17 protein-coding genes and 3 pseudogenes are annotated in these 21,069 nt (G+C 41.4%); 17 read left to right on the top strand and 3 right to left on the bottom strand.

What is annotated here, in order from left to right; genetic code table 11:
* Window positions 1–4: 4 nt before the first annotated feature.
* The 10 genes and pseudogenes from ACWM1W_RS16520 to ACWM1W_RS16475 all read left to right on the top strand — a co-directional run bounded on the left by ACWM1W_RS16520 (window position 5) and on the right by ACWM1W_RS16475 (window position 9,014).
* Window positions 5–655: a methyltransferase family protein gene (locus ACWM1W_RS16520; RefSeq protein ID WP_004281871.1), complete on the top strand. Its 651-nt coding sequence runs from the start codon at window positions 5–7 to the stop codon at window positions 653–655.
* A gap of 11 nt (window positions 656–666) precedes the next feature.
* Complete coding sequence (locus ACWM1W_RS16515) at window positions 667–3,042, top strand: heavy metal translocating P-type ATPase (protein ID WP_375726238.1); 2,376 nt, start codon at window positions 667–669, stop codon at window positions 3,040–3,042.
* Window positions 3,039–4,184, top strand: a pseudogene (locus ACWM1W_RS16510) (MgtC/SapB family protein); the annotation flags it as partial. The gene ACWM1W_RS16515 and the pseudogene ACWM1W_RS16510, both read left to right, overlap by 4 nt.
* Window positions 4,185–4,248: 64 nt before the next feature.
* On the top strand, window positions 4,249–4,953 hold the full coding sequence (locus ACWM1W_RS16505; protein WP_001067790.1) for an IS6-like element IS1008 family transposase: 705 nt from the start codon (window positions 4,249–4,251) through the stop codon (window positions 4,951–4,953).
* A 51-nt stretch (window positions 4,954–5,004) separates the two neighbouring features.
* Window positions 5,005–5,157 (top strand): annotated as a pseudogene (locus ACWM1W_RS16500) (thioredoxin domain-containing protein); the annotation flags it as partial.
* A 44-nt stretch (window positions 5,158–5,201) separates the two neighbouring features.
* A complete protein-coding gene (locus ACWM1W_RS16495; RefSeq protein ID WP_004644742.1) occupies window positions 5,202–5,525 on the top strand; it encodes a metalloregulator ArsR/SmtB family transcription factor in 324 nt (107 codons plus the stop codon).
* A gap of 4 nt (window positions 5,526–5,529) precedes the next feature.
* Window positions 5,530–6,003 carry an arsenate reductase ArsC gene (locus ACWM1W_RS16490; protein WP_375726186.1) on the top strand — a complete coding sequence of 158 codons (474 nt, stop codon included), beginning with the start codon at window positions 5,530–5,532 and terminating at the stop codon, window positions 6,001–6,003.
* Window positions 6,004–6,008: 5 nt separating this feature from the next.
* Entirely contained in the window at window positions 6,009–7,049 is a 1,041-nt protein-coding gene (gene arsB, locus ACWM1W_RS16485) for an ACR3 family arsenite efflux transporter (protein WP_004644740.1), read from the top strand.
* A gap of 4 nt (window positions 7,050–7,053) precedes the next feature.
* Window positions 7,054–7,758, top strand: coding sequence for an arsenical resistance protein ArsH (arsH, locus tag ACWM1W_RS16480; RefSeq protein ID WP_004644739.1), 705 nt, complete (start codon window positions 7,054–7,056; stop codon window positions 7,756–7,758).
* 167 nt (window positions 7,759–7,925) lie between these two features.
* Window positions 7,926–9,014: an ArsO family NAD(P)H-dependent flavin-containing monooxygenase gene (locus ACWM1W_RS16475; RefSeq protein ID WP_026444402.1), complete on the top strand. Its 1,089-nt coding sequence runs from the start codon at window positions 7,926–7,928 to the stop codon at window positions 9,012–9,014.
* Between the two features lie 327 nt (window positions 9,015–9,341).
* Here ACWM1W_RS16475 and feoB read toward each other — a convergent pair whose 3' ends face one another.
* The 3 genes from feoB to ACWM1W_RS16460 are packed head-to-tail and all read right to left on the bottom strand — an operon-like array spanning window position 9,342 to window position 12,713.
* Entirely contained in the window at window positions 9,342–11,171 is a 1,830-nt protein-coding gene (gene feoB / locus ACWM1W_RS16470; RefSeq protein WP_316273456.1) for a ferrous iron transporter B, read from the bottom strand.
* Window positions 11,161–11,421: a FeoA family protein gene (locus ACWM1W_RS16465; RefSeq protein ID WP_004665962.1), complete on the bottom strand. Its 261-nt coding sequence runs from the start codon at window positions 11,419–11,421 to the stop codon at window positions 11,161–11,163. The genes feoB and ACWM1W_RS16465 overlap by 11 nt, the downstream gene beginning before the upstream one ends.
* Window positions 11,422–11,432: 11 nt before the next feature.
* On the bottom strand, window positions 11,433–12,713 hold the full coding sequence (locus tag ACWM1W_RS16460; RefSeq protein ID WP_375726187.1) for a cation transporter: 1,281 nt from the start codon (window positions 12,711–12,713) through the stop codon (window positions 11,433–11,435).
* Window positions 12,714–12,803: 90 nt separating this feature from the next.
* On the opposite strand from ACWM1W_RS16460, the gene cadR reads away from it, so the two are divergent.
* The 7 genes and pseudogenes from cadR to ACWM1W_RS16425 all read left to right on the top strand — a co-directional run.
* On the top strand, window positions 12,804–13,196 hold the full coding sequence (cadR, locus tag ACWM1W_RS16455; protein WP_004281856.1) for a Cd(II)/Pb(II)-responsive transcriptional regulator: 393 nt from the start codon (window positions 12,804–12,806) through the stop codon (window positions 13,194–13,196).
* A gap of 142 nt (window positions 13,197–13,338) precedes the next feature.
* Window positions 13,339–13,749, top strand: a complete 411-nt coding sequence (locus ACWM1W_RS16450) for a hypothetical protein (protein WP_005407477.1) — start codon at window positions 13,339–13,341, stop codon at window positions 13,747–13,749.
* Between the two features lie 49 nt (window positions 13,750–13,798).
* Window positions 13,799–15,166, top strand: coding sequence for a TolC family protein (locus tag ACWM1W_RS16445; RefSeq protein ID WP_004281854.1), 1,368 nt, complete (start codon window positions 13,799–13,801; stop codon window positions 15,164–15,166).
* A 1-nt stretch (window position 15,167) separates the two neighbouring features.
* Complete coding sequence (locus tag ACWM1W_RS16440) at window positions 15,168–16,403, top strand: efflux RND transporter periplasmic adaptor subunit (RefSeq protein ID WP_004281853.1); 1,236 nt, start codon at window positions 15,168–15,170, stop codon at window positions 16,401–16,403.
* Window positions 16,393–19,551: an efflux RND transporter permease subunit gene (locus ACWM1W_RS16435; protein ID WP_005407475.1), complete on the top strand. Its 3,159-nt coding sequence runs from the start codon at window positions 16,393–16,395 to the stop codon at window positions 19,549–19,551. The genes ACWM1W_RS16440 and ACWM1W_RS16435 overlap by 11 nt, the downstream gene beginning before the upstream one ends.
* Window positions 19,552–19,637: 86 nt before the next feature.
* Window positions 19,638–20,537, top strand: a complete 900-nt coding sequence (locus ACWM1W_RS16430; protein ID WP_004733183.1) for a cation diffusion facilitator family transporter — start codon at window positions 19,638–19,640, stop codon at window positions 20,535–20,537.
* A gap of 157 nt (window positions 20,538–20,694) precedes the next feature.
* Window positions 20,695–21,069 (top strand): annotated as a pseudogene (locus ACWM1W_RS16425) (IS6-like element IS1006 family transposase); the annotation flags it as partial.

The raw sequence follows: 21,069 nt of genomic DNA, 5'->3' as shown, positions 1-21,069 counted from the left end.
CATCATGAATCATGCGGAATCGGCTTATGGTTTATGGACGCTGGTTATCATTAACTCAGCAGTTTTTATCATGTTCGCTTTCAGTTTTTTTAGACCTTCCACTGCGCGCGATTGGCGTACATTTGGGGCCTTTTCGGCTTTTATCATTGCTCTATTTGTCGAAATGTATGGTTTTCCTTTAACCATTTACCTGTTATCTGGTTGGCTTCAAACTCGCTTCCCTCAACTTGACTTACTTTCTCATAATGCAGGTCACTTGTGGTCAACGCTATTAGGTGAAAAAGGTGATCCACATTTTGGCATTTTGCATATCGCCAGTTACGTTTTCTTGGGCTATGGATTTTACCTGTTATCAACGTCATGGCACGTGCTGTACAACGCGCAACGTCAGCATTCTTTAGCGATCACAGGCCCTTATGCACGTATACGTCACCCACAATACGTGGCTTTTGTGATGATCTTGCTGGGTTTTTTATTGCAATGGCCAACTTTACTGACACTGATAATGTTTCCAATCCTACTCTTAATGTACAGCCGCTTGGCAATTAAGGAAGAGGCTGAAATGAGTAAACAGTTTGGCGCTGTCTATGACAGCTATGCTCAACAGACTCCGAGATTTATTCCAAAATTCGGCCATAAAACCACTTTACCATAAGAGAATTATTTATGTCAGATCAAAAAAATCATAACCAGGACCATATGGCACAGGCTACAACAGACGTACTGAAAGACCCAGTCTGTGGTATGACCGTCACTGAAGAATCGAAATACCATGAGGAATTTAAGGGGAAAACTTACTTTTTTTGCAGTGATAAATGTCAATCAAAGTTTCATAGCAGCCCGGTGCAATATATCGCTAAACCCGCAACGACGACTGCCGATGCACATACACAGCATCATCAGACTGTTCAACACGTTAATGCGGCAAGCACAACAGGTACGACCATCTATACATGCCCAATGCATCCAGAAATCAGGCAAGATCATCCTGGAAACTGTCCTAAATGCGGAATGACACTGGAGCCACTCATTCCTGAATTAGAGGAAGATGAGAATCCGGAGTTACGTGATTTCCGCCGACGCTTCTGGTGGACACTGCCATTGACCATCATCGTGACTTTTTTGGCGATGTTTGGTCATCAAATGAACCTGTTCAATATGGCTGTTCAGAGCTGGATTGAACTGGTGTTGTCACTCCCAATTGTACTTTGGGCAGGTTGGCCATTTTTTTCCCGGGGTTGGCAATCGGTTGTGAATCGCAGCCCGAACATGTGGACGCTGATTGGTTTGGGCACTGGAGCTGCATTTATTTATAGTGTGGTCGCAACCATTGCACCGCAAATCTTCCCAGACTCATTTATTTCCATGGGTCGTGTCGCTGTTTACTTTGAAGCTTCAGCGGTCATCATTTCATTGACCCTACTGGGACAAATATTGGAGTTAAAAGCACGTTCGCAAACTTCTGCTGCAATTAAATCACTCCTTGGGCTCGCTCCTAAAACAGCTCGCCGAATCCTGCCTGATGGAACTGAAGAAGATGTTCCTCTAACGCATGTCCATGTAGGAGATTTACTCAGAATTCGCCCAGGTGAAAAAGTGCCTGTGGATGGTGTAATCACTGAAGGAAGTAGTTCAGTGGATGAATCGATGCTGACAGGTGAACCTTTACCGATCACTAAACGCATCGGTGATAAAGTCATTGGTGCTACCCTGAATACCAATGGTTCCCTAATCATGCGTTCAGAGAAAATTGGTTCAAGTACCATGTTATCCCAGATCGTACAGATGGTGGCGCAAGCTCAACGATCGAGAGCACCAATGCAACGCATGGCTGATCAGGTTGCAGGTTGGTTTGTCATGGCTGTAGTAGCCATTGCCTTGCTTACCTTCTTTGGATGGGGACTGTTCGGCCCAGAAGAGTCGAGCTGGGTTTATGCATTAATCAATGCTGTGGCAGTACTCATTATTGCCTGTCCTTGTGCACTAGGCTTGGCAACTCCAATGTCTATCATGGTTGCAACGGGTCAAGGTGCTACTCATGGTGTGTTGTTCCGCGATGCAGCAGCCATTGAGAATCTACGCAAGATTGACACACTAATCATCGATAAAACAGGTACGTTAACTGAAGGACGCCCTGTATTCGATCGTGTGGTTGCCGCATCAGGTTTCGATGAATCTGAAGTATTACGTTTAGCCGCCAGTCTTGATCAAGGCAGTGAACACCCGCTAGCCGAAGCGATTGTAAACGCAGCACACGAACGTGGCCTGCCTCTTGAAACACCAGATAATTTTGAATCAGGCTCAGGGATTGGTGTTCGAGGTCAAGTGGGCGATCGTCAGTTAGCTTTGGGCAACACAGCACTGATGGAGCAATTAGGTATCTCGGTACAATCTCTGATTCCGCAAGCCGAAGAGCTGCGTTCAGAAGGTGCAAGTGTGATGCATCTAGCCATCAATGGTGAATTGGCCGGCCTGCTTGCAGTATCCGATCCCATCAAAAAAAGTACCCCTGAAGCACTTGCCACCCTGAAGGAAGCTGGACTACGTATCGTGATGGCAACAGGAGATGGTCTCACCACTGCCCGTTCAGTCGCATCACGTCTGGGTATTGATGAGGTACATGGTGAAGTTAAACCCGCAGATAAACTCGAACTTGTCAGCAAATTGCAGAAGCAAGGTCGCATCGTGGCAATGGCCGGTGATGGAATCAATGATGCACCAGCACTAGCCAAGGCTGATGTCGGTATCGCTATGGGGACCGGAACTGATGTCGCAATGAATAGTGCTCAAGTTACCTTGGTCAAGGGAGATTTACGCGGTATCGCGGTTGCCCGTTCACTTTCGGAAGCTACTGTTGGCAACATGAAACAGAACCTCATGTTTGCTTTCCTTTACAATGCTTTGGGTATCCCTATCGCGGCTGGCGTACTATATCCATTTACCGGTTGGTTGTTGTCACCGATGATTGCCGCCTTGGCTATGAGTTTGAGTTCAGCTTCAGTCATCACGAATGCCCTTCGCCTGCGAAATAAAAAGTTATGATAGAGAGTTCTTTTCTTCCACCAGATGTACCAGGTCTTATTGCAGCACTTGCCATCGGCCTGCTCATTGGTTTAGAACGAGGATGGCACGATCGTGAATTGCCCGAGGGCAGCCGAGTAGCAGGCCTACGTACCTTCACATTGACAGGATTGCTCGGAGGAGTGCTCGGTCATTTACAACCAAACTTCGGGCCTTGGCCGCTGGTCGCGGCCGTATTAGGGCTTTCCTTATTATTAACAGTGTCCTACGCGCGTACCGCAAAACTTTCCGGTAATCTAAGCGCTACCACGACGATCGCGATGCTGTTGACATTAGTTTTAGGTGCATATGCATCCCATGGTAATGTTACTTTAGCATTAACCGCGGCTGTAATCGTCGCTGTATTTTTGGATCTCAAGCCAACCTTACACGGTTGGCTACGCTTGATAGAGCATCGTGAATTAACCGCATCCCTGCAGTTGCTGGTACTTTCTGTCGTTATATTACCCTACTTACCCAATACGGGTCTGGGACCTTTTGCTGCATTAAATCCTTACCAGTTATGGTGGGCAGTGATCCTGATTGCCGGACTCTCTCTGGCAGGTCATTTTGCCATGCGGCTTACCGGTTCAGAAAGAGGCATATTCTGGACAGGTCTATTGGGTGGTTTGGCATCTTCTACAGCTGCAACTGTCGCACTGGCACGCTATACACGCCAGCACCCCGTCATGGTCAGTGCTGCTATTTCTGGAACATTGGCTGCCTGTGGCATCATGTTTTTTCGTATGGTTGTGCTGATAGGCGTCATTGAGCCAGCATTGCTAAGCACTTTTGGTGGTGCAATGATGATTGCGGGAATCCTTCTGCTGGGTATGGCATTGTGGAGACAACGCCAAATTACCAGCGCTGAAAACAACGATCGAACAATAGAAGCAATGGCTCCTTTTGATCTTGGGACAGCATTCAGCTTCGCTGCTTTCCTGGCTGTCATGGCAGTCTTGGTCCCGGCAGCAAAACAATGGTTGGGCACCAGCGGCATCTTCGTATTATCGACTATTTCTGGGCTAGCAGACGTAGATGCTATTTTAGTCTCACTTGCCCGCCTGCATAGTACTGAAGGCTTAACAACAAATGTGGCTGCTGTCGCGCTAGGGCTGGCCACACGGCACTGTTGCAAATAGGCTGACATGATAAGCTAAATATCTTATTTATTTCGAGATACAGCAGATGAATCCCTTCCATGGTCGGCACTTTCAAGGTGAAATCATTCTTTGGGCTGTTCGTTGGTATTGTAAATATGGCATCAGCTATCGTGAACTTCAAGAAATGCTCGCTGAACGGGGTGTGAATGTTGACCACACCACAATTTATCGTTGGGTTCAGCGTTATGCTCCAGAAATGGAAAAACGCTTACGCTGGTATTGGCGTAATCCTACAGATTTACATTCATGGCATATGGATGAGACTTATATCAAAGTGAAGGGGCGATGGACTTACCTGTATCGTGCAGTTGATCAACGTGGTCATACGATTGACTTTTACCTTTCCGCTAGACGGAACAGTAAATCAGCCTATTGTTTTTTAGGAAAAATCTTCAATACGGTGAAAAAATGGCAAATTCCACGGGTCATCAATACAGATAAAGCAGCGACCTATGGCCATGCTTTATCACGGTTAAAGCGAGAAGGAAAATGTCCAGTAGATATTGAGCACAGGCAGATTAAGTATAAAAATAATGTCATTGAATGTGATCATGGTAAGTTAAAGAGAATCATCAGGGCCACATTAGGATTCAAATCTATGAAGACGGCTTATGCCACAATTAAAGGTATTGAAGTCATGCGTGCACTACGTAAAGGACAAGCATCGTCATTTTATTATGGTCAGCCTCAAGGTGAAGTGTGTCTAATCAACAGGGTTTTCGGTCTCTAAGCACTTTTAAAAAGGAACTTCATCGACTCAAATCTCTATTTGCAACAGTGCCTTAACCGCCCATTCGTTGTTACGGATTTAGGTACACGTTTGTGTCGTCCTTCTGAAGTTGTTTTGGATATTCTCCCGTTTCCTCAGAAAGGCGCATTTAGCAAAGAAGATGGTGAAAAAATTATTGATGAAAATGGCCAAAGAATTAAATAGTACTTTCTCATCTCTTGAATGGAAAGAATGTGAAGGAGATTTATATGGATCAAGTTAATTTTTTTAAATGCTTATCAGATGAAACACGTCTCAATATAGTGACATTAATTGTTGAAAATAAAGAACTATGTGTATGTGATTTGACTGAAAAACTACAACTCAGTCAACCGAAAATTTCAAGACATTTAGCCCTTTTACGTGCTTCAGGGCTACTTCAAGATCGCAGACAAGGCCAATGGGTTTACTACAGTATCAATCCAAAATTGGCCAACTGGTGTTATGAAATTTTAGATATTTTGAAGACGGTTCAATCTCAATCAAAGCTGGATGATCAACACCCCCTTTCTGTAAATAGTTATTGTGAGTAATTCAATGAAATTTTTATTTTTATGTACTGGAAATAGCTGCCGTAGCATTTTGTCTGAAGTTTTGTTTAATAGCCGAGCACCAGAAGGTTGGAAAGCCTATAGTGCTGGGAGTAAGCCTTCAGGTCAAGTTCACCCGCTAACTTTAGAAACCCTTGAAAACTTAGGATTATCTACCGAAGGTTTATGGAGTAAAACGATTAATGATTGTGAACAATATCAACCTGATGTTGTGATCACAGTATGTGATTCTGCTGCTCAAGAAGCATGTCCACTTTATTTGGGTGGAGCAATCAAGGCACATTGGGGCTTGGCTGATCCTTCACACTTAGACGTGAATAAAGAAGAAAAAATGAAAGCCTTTATGAGCACTGTTGAACATATCAATCGTCGCTTAGATGCTTTATTTAAACTTAATGTAGATAAACTATCTCGCTCAGAATTGATTGGAGCAATTAATCAAATTTCGAACGTTGAGTAAGTGAAATGTCTGAAAAACGCTTATCTTTTTTAGATCGCAACCTGACGCTATGGATTTTTATTGCCATGGCCTTAGGCATTGCCATCGGAAACTTCTTTCCTCAGGCTTCTGTCGCACTCGATAAATTAAGCATTGATTCAGTGAATATTCCAATCGCGATTGGTCTTATTCTAATGATGTATCCACCACTGGCAAAAGTGAACTATGCGACTTTGCCACAAGTGTTTAAGGATAAGAAAACCCTTACTTTGTCCTTAGTACAAAACTGGCTGATCGCGCCAGTACTCATGTTTGCCCTGGCAATCATATTTTTACATAGTTATCCAGAATATATGACCGGTGTCATCCTGATTGGTCTTGCTCGATGTATTGCCATGGTTCTGGTGTGGAATGGCTTGGCCTGTGGTGATAATCAATATGTTGCAGCATTAGTTGCCTTTAACAGCATCTTCCAGATTCTATTTTTCAGTACCTATGCCTGGTTATTCCTGACCTTCCTTCCACCCTATTTTGGTGTCGCTTCGCAGGTCATTAATGTCGATTTCTGGACCATCACCCATGCTGTTCTGGTTTATCTTGGTATTCCGTTCTTATTAGGTTTCTTAACGCGATGGATTTTGGTGAAACAGAAAGGCGTGGAATGGTATGAAACCAAGTTCATTCCGAAAATCAGTCCGCTGAGTTTAATGGCTTTGCTGTTCACCATTCTGGCCATGTTTAGCCTAAAAGGCGGTGATGTCGTGAGTCTTCCGCTTGAAGTTTTACGCATCGCGATTCCTTTAACCATTTACTTCGTTTTAATGTTCTTCATCAGCTTCTTTATGAGTAAATGGATGGGCAATGACTATCCTAAGACCACAGCAATTGCATTTACCGCAGCGGGGAATAATTTTGAATTATCACTTGCAGTAGCGATTGCAACTTTTGGTATCGCTTCGCCTGTTGCTTTTACCACGATTATTGGCCCACTGGTCGAAGTTCCTGTGTTGATTGCCTTGGTGAGTGTTTCACTCTGGCTGAGAAAGAAAGTTTTTAAAGAGGCCTAACTCTATGAATCTCCCAAATGTAGATCTAAATCTTCTTGAGCAACCCACCTTTGAAAAAGTTCAAGCCAAAGAACTTGCTCATCCTCCGCGAATTTTGCTGCTGTATGGCTCTAATCGAGAACGTTCTTACAGTCGCCTTGCAGTTCTTGAAGCCGGTCGAATCCTTGAGCATTTTGGGGCGGAAATAAAAATCTTTCATCCTAAAGGGCTTCCTTTACCAGAAGATGCGGATACTGAGCATCCAAAAGTAAAAGAACTGCATGAGCTTTTAGCATGGTCAGAAGGCATGGTCTGGTGTTCACCTGAACGCCATGGTTCTATGAGTTCAATCTTTAAATCTCAAATCGACTGGATTCCACTGGCAGGAGGGGCAATCCGTGCTACCCAAGGTAAAACTCTTGCCTTGATGCAAGTCAGTGGCGGATCACAGTCATTTAACAGCCTGAACCAGATGCGTATTTTGGGGCGGTGGATGCGGATGATCACCATTCCAAATCAGTCTTCAGTTCCAAAAGCTTTTTTGGAGTTTGAAGAAGATGGACGAATGAAACCTTCGGCTTTCTATGACCGGATTGTGGATGTGATGGAAGAGTTATTTAAGTTCACCCTACTGACTCGTGGACAAAGCAAATACCTGACAGATCGTTATTCTGAACGCAAGGAATCGGCTGAAGAGTTGTCCAAGCGTGTAAATCAGCGCAGTTTATAAATGCTGGATGGTATTAAATACTGCGCCTCATTGCCAGGTCAGTAACACTTTTATGCTGTACCGATGAAGTGCTGTTAAAGGTACAATGAATATTGTAAAAACCCAGTCTTCATGATTGGGTTTTTACATTAAAGAAGTCAGAGATAAATAAGGAAAAGGTGAAGGCTTTGAACCAGAAACAGACTGAAACTGATGTGATCATTATCGGTGGTGGGCAGGCCGCTTTATCTACCGCTTATTTTTTAAAGCGCAAGAAAATCCCATTCATTATATTGGATGAGCAAAATCAAGCGGGGGGTGCCTGGCTGCATACCTGGGAGTCATTGCGTCTTTTTTCTCCTAATACCTGGAGTTCTCTATCCGGTTGGATGATGCCCATCACTGAACAGACCTATCCAACACGAAATGAGGTGATCCAGTATTTATCGGCTTATGAACAGAGATATCAATTTTCGATTGTTCGTCCAGTACATGTCGATCGTGTGGAATCGAAGGGAAAGTATTTAGACGTATATGCTGGAGAAAAGTTTTGGCGAGCCAAGGTGGTGGTCAGTGCAACAGGGACATGGCGCCAGCCGTTTATTCCTGATTATCCGGGACAGGAAAACTTTCAAGGCACGCAGTTACATTCAGCCCATTACCTGAATGCAGATTCATTTAAAGATAAGAAAGTCATCGTGGTGGGTGGGGGGAATTCGGGCGCGCAAATACTCGCTGAGGTTTCACAAGTTGCTGAAACCATTTGGGTCACAAAAACTCCGCCTCAATTTTTACCTGATGATGTCGATGGTCGAGTACTGTTTTTAAGAGCAACTGAGCGTTTAAAAGTACAACAAGAAGGAAGAAAAGTTGACCAGCCAATAGGTGGCCTAGGTGATATTGTGATGATCGATAGTGTCAAAGAGGCAAGGAATAGAGGAGTCTTACATAGCCGTCCACCTTTTCAATCTTTAGCTACAGATGCAGTTATTTGGCCAGATGGAAAAAAAGAGAAAATTGATGTGATTATTTGGTGTACTGGATTTAAGGCTTCATTAAATCATCTAAAAAGTATAGATATAGTAGAGCGAGATAACTTTGTAGAAGTTCAAAATGGAAGGTCTATTAAGTTACCTAACTTGTGGTTAGTTGGATATGGAGATTGGACAGGTATGGCATCTGCAACATTAATTGGCGTTTCTAGAACAGCGAGAGCTACAGTAGATGAGATCTTCACTTATCTACAAGAAATTAATACTAAAAAATTTTCAGAATAATTATCCATATCGAGTATAAGAATTTTAGAATCGGTTTTGTGTCTAGGCTACTGGGAGCATTCCAATATTTTGATTATTATTTCACTAAAAGTGTCTACAAGATCATGCTCTTCATTAAGCCATAATTTTTGATATTTAAACCTAATTTCATGAATTGCACTAAAAAGAGGGAACTCTTTCATAATTTATAATTAAATTAGAAGTTTTCTTAGGAAGCTGTTTAATATTATTGATATCTATACAGTTTTTCTTGTAAAAGCGCTTCATTTATAGTGAGTATTTCAATAAAATAAGGGAGCTAGCTCCCTTATTTTATTCATTTGCTAATTAAAAATTACTCGCAACTTGATATGTGATGAATGAAAAGATGTAGGCTAATGCAAACAAATAAGTTGCCATAATGATGGGCTGTTTCCAGCTGCCAGTTTCTCGTCTAATTGTTGCTAACGTAGCAAGACAATGGGGAGCAAAAATAAACCATACCAATAATGATAAACCTGTGGCTAACCCCCATCCATCCGGGCCTGAAATTTGACTTAACAGACTTTGAGTTACTGTATCTTCATCACCTGACATCGCATAAATCACCCCAAGAGCAGCAATTACAACTTCCCTTGCTGCCATAGCAGGAATGAGTGCAATACATATTTCCCATGTAAACCCAATAGGCGCAAATATAGGATGAATTAAATGCCCTAACTGACCAGCTAAACTATAGTTAATGGCCGGCATGGTTGCATTATCTGGTGGTTGAGGGAACGTGACTAGCACCCATAACAAGATAGACAGCGCAACGATAATGCCACCAACTCGTTTTAAGAAAATAGTTGCCCTATCATATAAGCCTAATGCAATATTTCTAATATCTGGAATTCGGTATGTGGGAAGTTCAAAAATAAAAATACTTTCAGTTTTATCTTTTCGAACCAACTTCAGAAAGACTGAAACTAATAACGCTGAGACTATTCCCGACATATAAAGACCAAAAAGGACTAATCCTTGCAGACTTAACCAGCCGTAGATTAATTGGTTCGGAATAAATGCCGCGATCAATAAAGCATATACTGGCAATCTTGCTGAACAGGTCATCAAGGGTGCAATCATAATTGTTGCTAATCGGTCCCGTTCAGAGCTGATACTTCTGGTTGCCATAATTCCGGGAATGGCACAAGCAAAACTGGATAGCAGAGGAATAAATGAACGGCCGCTAAGCCCGGCTTTAGACATTAATTTATCTAAAAGAAATGCTGCCCGGGGTAAATAGCCTGACTCTTCAAGCATTAAAATGAAGAAGAATAAAATCAAAATCTGAGGCATATATGCAAGCACGCTACCTGCACCAGCAATTACCCCATCCACAACCAAGCTTTTTAATAGAGGATGTTGGATTAGTGGTCCAATAAAATCACTGAGCCATGCGACAAAATTTTCAATGAATTCAATAAAAGGCGTTGCCCATATAAATACCGCCTGGAACATCACAAACATGGTTAAAGTTAAGATTACTAAACCCAATACAGGATGTAGAAAAATTTTATCTAGAAATGCGGTTCTTTTATCACCACTGTCATTATTTAAAATAACTTGTTTGGTGATTTGTTTGACCTGTTCAAAATGACTTAATTCAGAATGATAAGGAGTAATAAAAAGATTTTTTTGATCTAATTGATTAATTAAATCTTGAATTCCTTTTGTTTTAACTGCGACAGCTTCAACTACAGGGATACCTAACAGTTGAGACAGTTTATCCTTATCAATGGAAATATCACGCTTTTTGACCTCATCCATCATATTTAATACAAGAATCATAGGGCGATTTAGAGCACGAACTTCGAGAACCAAGCTCAAATGTAAGCTTAAATTTGTGGCATCTACAACGCATATAAAAATATCGGGTAGAATTTCACCTTTTAGCTCGCCCAAACAAACTGCCCTGGTGACTTCTTCATCTAAACTACTAGGTTTTAAACTGTAAGTTCCGGGTAAGTCCAATACTCGTATTGCATCACCAGAAGGTAATTTAAAAGAACCTTCTTTTCTTTCTACGGTAACCCCAGCATAGTTGGCAACTTTTTGTCGCGTACCAGTAAGCGTATTAAATAAAGAGGTTTTTCCGCAATTTGGATTACCGACTAATGCAATGTTCTTAATCTTCATTGGATACTAACTCTACAAAAATTCTTTCAGCTTCATTCTTTCTTAATGCGAATCTTGAAGTTTCAATTTGAACTAAAACAGGATCTCCGCCAAAAACACCTTTAGCGAGTACTTGTAGAGTTTCACCCTCTCTAAAACCTAATAGTTGGAGCCGTTCCAATACGGGATCAGTGGTATGACTGTATTGATTACCTTTTTTGAGATCTCTAATTTTGACGATCTGATTTTGTTTAACTTGAAATAGATTCATTTTCGATACTCTTACTTCAAAGCCAAAATCTTTCGAGCACCATTAAGCACGAATAAAGAAACCAGGATGCCAATGATTAAGTCTGGGTAAGCTGATCCCGTCCACGCCACGAGTACACCGGCAAATATAACGCCCATATTTACCACAACGTCATTCGCCGAGAAAATCCAACTGGCTTTCATATGTGCGCCATCTTCTCGATGACCAGAAATAAGATATAAGCATGTCACGTTAGCTATAAGTGCGAGCAGGCCAATAACAATCATGAGCGTTGATTCTGGCTCGCTTCCAAACATGAATCGTCTAATGACATCAATAATCACGATGACAGCAAGTAATAACTGAATCCAACCTGCGAAATGGGCTGCTTTCACTTGATATTTCGCAGCTTTTCCGACGGCATATAGCGCAATACCATAAACGGCTGCATCGGCAAACATATCTAGAGAATCAGCAATCAATCCTGTAGACGCAGCAATAATTCCGCTGATGAATTCTATAAAGAACAGTAGAGCATTAATGCCTAATAACAATTTAAGTACTTTAGCTTGTCTCACAGGATCAGGTTCATTAGGTATATCGCCTGTAGAAAGCTGTGTTTCATCAAGTTTCGCCCCAAAACCCAGTCCTTCAAGTTTGGCCGTAATTTGCTGACTCCCTTCATTATGGAAGACTTTCAGTTTTCGATTGGGAAGATCAAAAGTAAGACCTTTAACTGCTTCAATATCTGCAAGAGCCATACGGACCATTTGCTCTTCAGCAGAGCAATCCATTTTAGGAATGGTATAGGTACTTGTTTGCTTAGCCTGTTGATTGCTTATATAAGTTTCAGTCTTCACAAGCTTTGCACCAAAACCCAAAGCTTCAAGTTTGGTAGTTATATTTTCATCTTTTTGATTATGTAGAACCTTTAAAGACCGGTTAGGTAAATCAAAGATGAGTTTTTGAACACCATCAATTGAAGATAGCGCCATACGAACCATCTGTTCTTCCGCAGAACAATCCATTTTGGGAACTAAGTATTCACTCATGTAGTGCGAATCTTTTAAAACGTCTTCAGTGCTTAAATTTTCTTTGGGATCAGAACCACAACAGGATTGAGCGGTATCTTCACAACTGTTTGAAGTGTTACAGCAAGGAGATGAAGATTTTTTTTCTTCCTCTTCACCACAACAGCTAAGCGTATTATCACAATTCTTTGAATTGTTTGCTTCTGCAATTGATGGATGATTTTCTTGTTGAGATTTCTTATCTTTGCATGGTGTTTCTTTACTACATCCACAACCACTCATAATTATACCCATTAAAAAAATTTATAAACTTTGAATATTAGAATCCCTATAGTTACTATAGAGTCAAGATTTTTTGGAAATACCAACTCAATGCATTTAAAAATTGGTGAACTCTCTAAAAAAACCTCATGTTCAGTATTAACAATTAGGTTTTATGAAAAGGAAGGTTTAATTCCGGAACCCGAAAGAACGGAAGGAAATTACCGCCTTTACGATATAGGCTATGTTGAGCGAATTAAGTTTATTTTGAATTGCCGAACTTTAAATATGAGTTTGAATGAAATTCGTCAATTACTCACCTATAAAGATAATCCCAAGAAAAATTGTTCAGATGTGAATGAATTAATTGACTTACATGTCAGTGCTATCAGAGAAAATATAATCAAGCAACAAAAGCTTATTGAACAATTATCTGATTTAAGAGGTACTTGTGATGGTTTATGTACAATTGACCAATGTGGAGTTCTAAAAAATCTAGCTTGATTATCTAGACCTATGCTTTTTTCAAAAACTCTGTATATCTTTACTTAAGGCTGCAAAAAGATTAAGGTGACTTAAATTTTGTGATCAGATCTTAGATAGCTTTGGTTAGCTTCCGATTGGTGTTTTAAATACAGATTTGTGTATGAAGAGAAAAACATTTCTAATCCAGATATTGGTACTCTTATTCACATTCCAGAATATTTGGAGTGTGGCAGAGGCTGCTTGTCTGCATGAAATGCCAAACATACCCAATTCAATACTCTCTAATCCAATCGATTTAGACGAAAAGAGTGATAGTCCTCGTCAAGCACTTTATTCCCTAGAAAACTATAAAGAAATCTATGACTATTGTCAGAAGGTTTGTTTTAACGAAAAGTGCAGTCATTTCTCAAATACAATCGTGATTCAGATTGACCCACCCGATGATCTGAAGCTTAAAGCTAATTTTGAGACCGGCATTACCCCAACTTATTTGGGAATAACTTTTTATAAATCCCCTTATCTGGATCAATTAACCCCGCCTCCCGATTTGCCCCTACTATTGGTGGGGTAGTCTTATAAAAGCCCACCACTCCTAATTTCATTATGCGTGGGGCATTTTCATGTCAAAAAACAAATTACATCAGGATACCTCCATCCTGAATTTATCCTGGTCAGCCTTAGGTAGCGGTATCTTGCTATCTGCAATGATCAGCTTCAGTACTTCCGTAGTCGCCAGTACTCAAGATTTAACGCTGCAGCAAGCTATTGAGCAGGTTAACCAATATCAAGCGTCCCAAAATTTCTGGGAAACGCAAAACAGCATTAATGCCACGAATCTTCAGCAAAGTAAGCTGTTTAAAAATCCTGAACTGTCAGTTGAACAAACGGGATTTGGTTCAAATAATGAAAAAGAGCTTACCATTGGCATATCACAACCCTTGGATATTTTTGGTGAGCGAAGAGCAAACCAAAAATTAGCCAGTCTCTCTACAGATAAAACAGCGCTGAAACAGAAGATTTATCAAGCACAAATTGAGCTTGCAGTGAAATATGTATGGTCACAACTGGCCATTGCTGAACTTGAAAAAAACATTGTCAATGAACAACTTCGGGTGAGCCAAGAAAACCTTCAAGCAATCGAAAAGCGCTTTAATGCAGGCAGTATTGCCCAAGTAGATGTAAATCGCGCACGTTTAAGCCATGCTGAAAATATCCGTCTTTTTAGACAGGCAGACTTACAGGTACAAGTGGCCACCCAACAATTATCAAATTTATGGGGTACGTCTGATAAGTCATTGCAGGTAAACCTCTCTTCACAAAAGCTCTGGCCAAAATCGACTCATGAACAGGTTCAAGAATATTTAGCGGAAAACTACGTTGAGAAATATCGAGCTTTACTGGTATTAGAGTCTCAAGCAACGGTTGATCAACTAAGGGCAAAGGCACGTCCTAACCCCACTTTAAACCTAGGTGTCAACCGCACCCAATCCTTGGAAAACTCCACACAAAATCAATTAGTAGTCGGAGTCAGTGTACCGCTTAATATTTTCGATCGTCAGCAAAATGGCATAAAAATCGCGCAAGAAAAAATGAACTTATTAGAGCGTCAGAAAGAGTTTTATCTGAAGCAAAATGCGCTGCAAATAGGCACAATTTTAACCGAGTTGCAGGGTTTAGAGCTGCAATTCAAAGTCGTTGACGAGACTCAAATTCCTTTGGCGACTCAAGTTCAAAGTAAGACGCTACAAGGTTTCTTGGCAGGCAAGTTTGCTTTAACCGATGTTCAGCAAGCCACGCTTCAATTACAAGACATCCGTCTGCGTAAAGTCCAGTTGTTACGGGATGGCTGGCAAAAGGCCATTGAAGCAGAAAGTTTGAGCTTAGGCATTAGCCCAAGTGAAGTCATGTCGAAAGATGCTATTGCACAAATCAATCAAAACTTATGGCAAGACATACAGGCCATGCCTGTCATTGGTGGGGGAAATTAACATGTTCGATCTTAAAAACAGCTTAAAAAAACAGAGCGGAAAAATCTCTCAACCTCTACTGATTAGTTTGGTTATCGGCGCTACCGTACTCCTCAGTATTTTTTTGATCTTAACGGGTAAGAATAAATCGGAAACATCAGATGAACATGCAGAGGAAGAAAGCGGAGAAGAACATGGCGGTGAAACCGAAGAGCATGCAGAAGGTGTGAGCCTGACTGCCAAGCAACTGGTGGAACAGGGCATACAATTATCAGCGGTCGATCAAGGCCCGGTGGTTAAATTAAGTTCTTATCCTGCCAAACTGAATGTGAATACTGACCAGCAAGCGCACGTCTCACCGAGTTTTAGTGGTCATGTAGAAAATGTCTATGTAGAACTCGGTCAAAAAGTTCAGAAAGGACAGCCTTTGGCTGCGTTGCTTGTTCCTGATCTAGTTGATCAGCAGGCCAATCTTAAAATTGAACAAACCAACCTTGAACTGGCGAAACAAGACTATGATCGTGAGCGTCAGCTTTGGTCACAGGGCATTTCAGCAAAACAGGACTATCAACGTGCTTATAACAGCTATAAACGGGCACAAATTCAGGTTCAAGCGGCCCAATCACGTTTAAGTGCATTTGGTGCAGTGAATGCCAGTAACGGACGCTATATTTTGAAAGCTCCCATTTCTGGCGTGATCAGTAAAAAGGATTTGGTTCTCGGGGAAAATGTTCAGTTAGCCGATCAACTCTTTACGATAGACCGGTTAGATCAACTCTGGCTTGAGTTTATTGTTCCAAATTCTGAAATTATGGGCTTAGCCCCGAATCAAAAGATCGAATTTAAATCCTTGCAAACAGAAAAGGTTTATCAAGCTGTTATTCAGACTTTAAATACTGAAGCGGATATTCAAACAGGTCGTCTTCAGGTGCGAGCAAAAGTTGAATCGAATGCAACCGAATTACGTCCAAACTTGATGGTGAACGTACAGTTGCAACAACGGAGTGAAAGTACCGCATTACGGGTACTTAAGTCCGCAGTTCAGAATGTCGATGGAAAAGATGTGGTTTTTGTCGCCACTCAGCATGGACAAAAAGTTGAATTCAGTCCGCAACCTGTGAAATTAGGGCAATCATCTGGGGAGAGCCAATGGATTGAAGTGGTGAGTGGGCTTAGTCAGGGACAAAAATATGCCGCTCAAGGCAGTTTTTTACTGAAATCCGAGCTGGAAAAAGGAGAGGCTTCACATGAGCACTGAAACTCCTCAAATTCCAGACCACGAATCGGTAAAACCTGAAGGACTGTTTGATCGACTGATCCAGTTTTCTATCCATAACGCAATCTGGGTCATGCTGTTTATTGCGGCTTGGATTGCTATTGGTATTTATAGTTATCAAAAGTTACCGATTGATGCTGTACCAGATATTACCAATACTCAGGTGCAGATTAACACTTCAGCCAATGGTTTTACGGCTTTAGAAATGGAACAGCGGATTACATATCCAATCGAGAATGCCATGTCAGGCATGCCGAAAATGGAACAAACCCGTTCTATTTCACGCTACGGCTTATCGCAAGTGACCATCATTTTTGAAGATGGCACGGATATTTACTGGGCCAGACAGCTTATCAACCAGCGCTTGCAAGAAGCAATGGGAGAAATGCCTGAAGATGTGCAACCTAACATGTCACCTATTTCGACAGGTTTAGGTGAAATCTATCAATGGGTGATTAAAGCCGAACCAAATGCTAAAAAACCGGATGGGACCGCTTATTCGGCTATGGATTTACGTGAAATTCAGGATTGGATTGTAAGGCCACAATTACAGCGCGTAAAAGGCGTTGCGGAGATCAACAGCATTGGTGGCTTTAATAAAACCTATGTGGTTGCCCCGGATCTGAACCGATTGCAACAATTGCAAATTCCTTTGTCTGATTTACAAACTGCCTTAACAGAGAATAATGAAAACCGTGGTGCTGGCTATATTGAGAAAAATGGACAACAGCTAACGGTTCGTGTTCCCGGCACTTTAAACACGATTGAAGATATCCAGAACATCAGTATTGCCAATAAAAACGGCTATCCGATTCGGGTGGCAGATGTCGCCAATGTCTCAATTGGTCATGACTTGAGAACAGGGGCTGCAACCTATAATGGTGAAGAAACTGTATTGGGTATTGCCATGATGATGATGGGAGAAAATAGCCGTACCGTTGCTCAAGCCATTGATGAAAAGGTGCAATCGATCCAGCAATCGCTACCTAAAGGTGTGGTGATTGAGACTGTGTATGACCGTACGCATTTGGTTGATCGGGCGATCAAAACCGTTCAGAAAAATTTGATTGAGGGTGCAATCCTCGTCATTGTTATTTTATTTCTCTTTCTAGGTAATTTCCGTGCTGCGCTGATCACGGCTTGCGTTATTCCACTGTCAATGCTGTTTACCTTGACGGGAATGGCAGAGCAGAAGATTAGTGCAAATCTGATGAGTTTAGGGGCACTGGACTTCGGTATTATTATTGATGGTGCAGTGGTTATTGTAGAAAACTGTATCCGTCGGCTAGCAGAAGCTCAGAAGCTGAAAGGTGGTTTACTTAGCCGTTCTGAAAGATTTAAAGAAGTCTTCTTGGCTGCAAAACAGGCGCGTCGTCCTCTGATTTTTGGACAGTTAATTATTTTGGTGGTTTATCTACCTATCTTTACCCTGACGGGTGTAGAAGCCAAACTTTTCCATCCTATGGCAATGACTGTTGTACTGGCTTTAATTGGGGCCATGATTTTATCTGTCACTTTTGTGCCAGCCGCAGTTGCCCTATTTGTCACTGGAGAAGTCAAGGAAACCGAAAGTCGCTGGATGCATTGGCTTAAAACCAAATATGAACTGCTTTTAGATAAAGCCTATGAGCTTCGTTTATTTGTGACTATTGTGGCTGCCTGTATTTTAGTGCTTACGGGCGTGCTAGCCACTCAAACAGGTAGCGAGTTTGCACCTCAACTGGGTGAAGGTGATTTTGCTGTTCAGCAAATGCGTTCCCCAAGTACAGGGTTAGAACAGTCACTGAGAATGCAGGAAAATACTGAAAAGTTACTGTTGAAAGAATTTCCTGAAATTAAAGCGATCTTTGCCCGTACCGGTACAGCAGAAGTGGCCACAGATGTTATGCCACCCAACATTTCAGATGGCGTGGTACTGTTAAAACCTCATGATGAATGGCCTGATCCAAAACAAACGATTGATGAGCTTCGCCAAAGAATGATTACTTTCTTAGCGACATTGCCGGGAAATAACAGTGAGTTCTCGCAACCCATTGAACTGCGCTTTAACGAGTTAATTTCAGGGGTGCGAAGTGATGTGGGTGTCAAATTATTTGGTGATGACATGGAGATTCTAAATCGCGAAGCGAATAAAATTTCTCAAAAAATTAACTCAATTTCAGGCGCGACAGCCGTTAATGTAGAACAGACCAGTGGCTTACCCTTGTTGAATGTAGAGGTGGATAAGTCCAGAGCTGCACAATATGGCTTGTCGGTAAGAGCAATTCAGGATCTGGTAGCTACAAGTGTCGGTGGCCAGAATGTTGGAACAATTTTACAGGGAGACAAGCGTTTTGATTTTGTCATCCGTCTAGATGAATCCCAGCGTAGTCCTGAACAGTTAGCGGTACTTCCTATTCAATTGCCGAATGGTGGTTTAGTCCAACTGCAAGATGTGGCACGCGTTGAAAATATCCTGGGTATTAATCAGGTCAGCCGTGAAAATGGTAAACGTCGAGTGGTTATTACTGCAAATGTAGAAGGACGTGATTTAGGCTCATTCGTAACAGAGCTTCAGAGCACGTTATCCAAACAGGAATTACCAAGCGGTTATTGGATAGATTATGGCGGTCAATTTCAAAATCTGATGTCTGCAAAAGCGCGTATGCAATTGGTGGTTCCGCTCGCATTGTTGACGATCTTTATTTTATTGATGGCTGTATTCCATAATATCAAAGAAAGCTTACTGGTCTTTAGTGGTGTACCGTTTGCCTTATGTGGAGGCTTAATCGCGTTGTGGTTGCGTGACATTCCATTATCCATGTCAGCAGGGGTTGGCTTCATTGCACTATCGGGGGTGGCTGTACTGAATGGCTTAGTCATGCTTACCTTTATCAAAGAGTTGCGACAACAATATGACCTTTATTATGCAACGTGGCAGGGTGCAATTTTGCGTCTTAGACCTGTGCTGATGACAGCTTGTGTGGCGTCCCTTGGGTTTGTCCCGATGGCTTTGGCAACCGGAACTGGGGCAGAAGTACAGAGACCTTTAGCAACAGTGGTTATTGGAGGAATTATCTCCTCTACCCTGCTTACATTGGTTTTATTGCCCGTACTGTACCGCTGGATGAATGAAAAGAAAGTTTCTTAATCCAATAGATTAGTCGATTTACAGCAGAGATATTGGCTGTTATCCAATATCTCTGCTCATCATAAATAGAATAAGGAAAATATTTTATGTCAGAACATCATGATCATAGCCATGCGGTTGTTACTGAAGAAAATAGTAAGAAGTTAATGGTTGCCTTAGGTTTAACGACTACTTTTTTAATAGTAGAAGTTGTCGCTGCTTTTATTACCCAAAGTTTGGCTTTGTTATCTGATGCAGCTCATATGTTTACTGATGTAGCCGCTTTAGCTATTGCTCTTGCCGCTATCAAAATTGGTAAAAAAGCCGCAGATGATAAAAGAACTTTTGGCTATCAGCGATTTGAAATTTTAGCGGCTCTGTTTAATGCGGTGATGCTTTTTGTGGTAGCAATATATATTGTATATGAAGCTTATCAACGTTTTACGAACCCTGCTGAAATTCAAAGTGTTGAAATGATGATTGTCGCGGTCATTGGTTTGGTCGTAAATTTGATTTCAATGAAAATCCTTTCTGCGAGTGCTGAAGGAAGTCTAAATATAAAAGGTGCATATTTAGAAGTTCTTAGTGATGCTCTAGGATCGATAGGCGTGATTATCGGAGGAATAGTTATTTATTTTACCCAGTGGATGTGGGTTGATACCGTAATCGCTGTGTTAATTGGCTTCTGGGTCTTACCTCGAACTTGGATTTTATTAAAACAAAGTATTAATATTCTGCTTGAAGGAGTTCCTGATGAGATTGATATTGAGTCGTTAAGAAATGATTTATTGAAGCTAGAGGGCGTTGAAGGGATTCATCAGTTGAAAGTCTGGGCTATATCCTCAAAAAATATTCATTTAACTGCTCATTTGGTTGCTCCGAATAGCAATACAGATCAACTCTATCAAAAGGCCTTAGAAGTTCTAAAACATAATCATAATATTACTGAAATTACGTTACAAATAGAAAGTAAGGAATGTAATACATTGGAACAGCATAAACATTAAAGTGCTGCTCTTTCTACATAATGGACAGATGACTAGGCTGATAAACCTTACCATTTTCCTGTATTACACTTCTATTTATCACACGCACTTTAAACGGCACTGTTGCAAATAACCACGAATGGTAAGCTGAAGACTGTTTTAGCTAAAGGTGCAGCATATGAATCCTTTCCATGGTCGGCATTTTCAGGGCGAAATCATTCTTTGGGCTGTGCGCTGGTATTGTAAATATGGCATTAGCTATCGTGAACTGCAGGAAATGCTGGCCGAACGGGGTGTGAATGTTGATCACACGACTATTTACCGTTGGGTTCAACGTTATGCTCCTGAAATAGAAAAACGTTTACGCTGGTATTGGCGTAATCCTACAGATCTGAGCTCGTGGCATATTGATGAAACCTATGTAAAAGTGAATGGACGATGGTCTTATCTGTATCGTGCAGTCGATCAACGTGGCGATACCATTGATTTTTATCTTTCTTCTAGACGTAATACCAAATCAGCATATTGTTTTCTTGGAAAAATTTTAAATAAT

Source organism: Acinetobacter sp. TW_SC_4 (genome assembly GCF_054861205.1).
This window is presented reverse-complemented; position numbering and strand designations above follow the sequence as displayed.

What these genes read in the sequence shown, in the direction of transcription:
- ACWM1W_RS16520 (WP_004281871.1), top strand. Translation starts at nt 5, where the DNA reads ATGAATCATGCGGAATCGGCTTATGGTTTATGGACGCTGGTTATCATT.
- ACWM1W_RS16515 (WP_375726238.1), top strand. Translation starts at nt 667, where the DNA reads ATGTCAGATCAAAAAAATCATAACCAGGACCATATGGCACAGGCTACA.
- ACWM1W_RS16505 (WP_001067790.1), top strand. Translation starts at nt 4,249, where the DNA reads ATGAATCCCTTCCATGGTCGGCACTTTCAAGGTGAAATCATTCTTTGG.
- ACWM1W_RS16495 (WP_004644742.1), top strand. Translation starts at nt 5,202, where the DNA reads ATGGATCAAGTTAATTTTTTTAAATGCTTATCAGATGAAACACGTCTC.
- ACWM1W_RS16490 (WP_375726186.1), top strand. Translation starts at nt 5,530, where the DNA reads ATGAAATTTTTATTTTTATGTACTGGAAATAGCTGCCGTAGCATTTTG.
- arsB (WP_004644740.1), top strand. Translation starts at nt 6,009, where the DNA reads ATGTCTGAAAAACGCTTATCTTTTTTAGATCGCAACCTGACGCTATGG.
- arsH (WP_004644739.1), top strand. Translation starts at nt 7,054, where the DNA reads ATGAATCTCCCAAATGTAGATCTAAATCTTCTTGAGCAACCCACCTTT.
- feoB (WP_316273456.1), bottom strand. Translation starts at nt 11,171, where the DNA reads ATGAAGATTAAGAACATTGCATTAGTCGGTAATCCAAATTGCGGAAAA.
- ACWM1W_RS16465 (WP_004665962.1), bottom strand. Translation starts at nt 11,421, where the DNA reads ATGAATCTATTTCAAGTTAAACAAAATCAGATCGTCAAAATTAGAGAT.
- ACWM1W_RS16460 (WP_375726187.1), bottom strand. Translation starts at nt 12,713, where the DNA reads ATGAGTGGTTGTGGATGTAGTAAAGAAACACCATGCAAAGATAAGAAA.
- cadR (WP_004281856.1), top strand. Translation starts at nt 12,804, where the DNA reads ATGCATTTAAAAATTGGTGAACTCTCTAAAAAAACCTCATGTTCAGTA.
- ACWM1W_RS16450 (WP_005407477.1), top strand. Translation starts at nt 13,339, where the DNA reads ATGAAGAGAAAAACATTTCTAATCCAGATATTGGTACTCTTATTCACA.
- ACWM1W_RS16445 (WP_004281854.1), top strand. Translation starts at nt 13,799, where the DNA reads ATGTCAAAAAACAAATTACATCAGGATACCTCCATCCTGAATTTATCC.
- ACWM1W_RS16440 (WP_004281853.1), top strand. Translation starts at nt 15,168, where the DNA reads ATGTTCGATCTTAAAAACAGCTTAAAAAAACAGAGCGGAAAAATCTCT.
- ACWM1W_RS16435 (WP_005407475.1), top strand. Translation starts at nt 16,393, where the DNA reads ATGAGCACTGAAACTCCTCAAATTCCAGACCACGAATCGGTAAAACCT.
- ACWM1W_RS16430 (WP_004733183.1), top strand. Translation starts at nt 19,638, where the DNA reads ATGTCAGAACATCATGATCATAGCCATGCGGTTGTTACTGAAGAAAAT.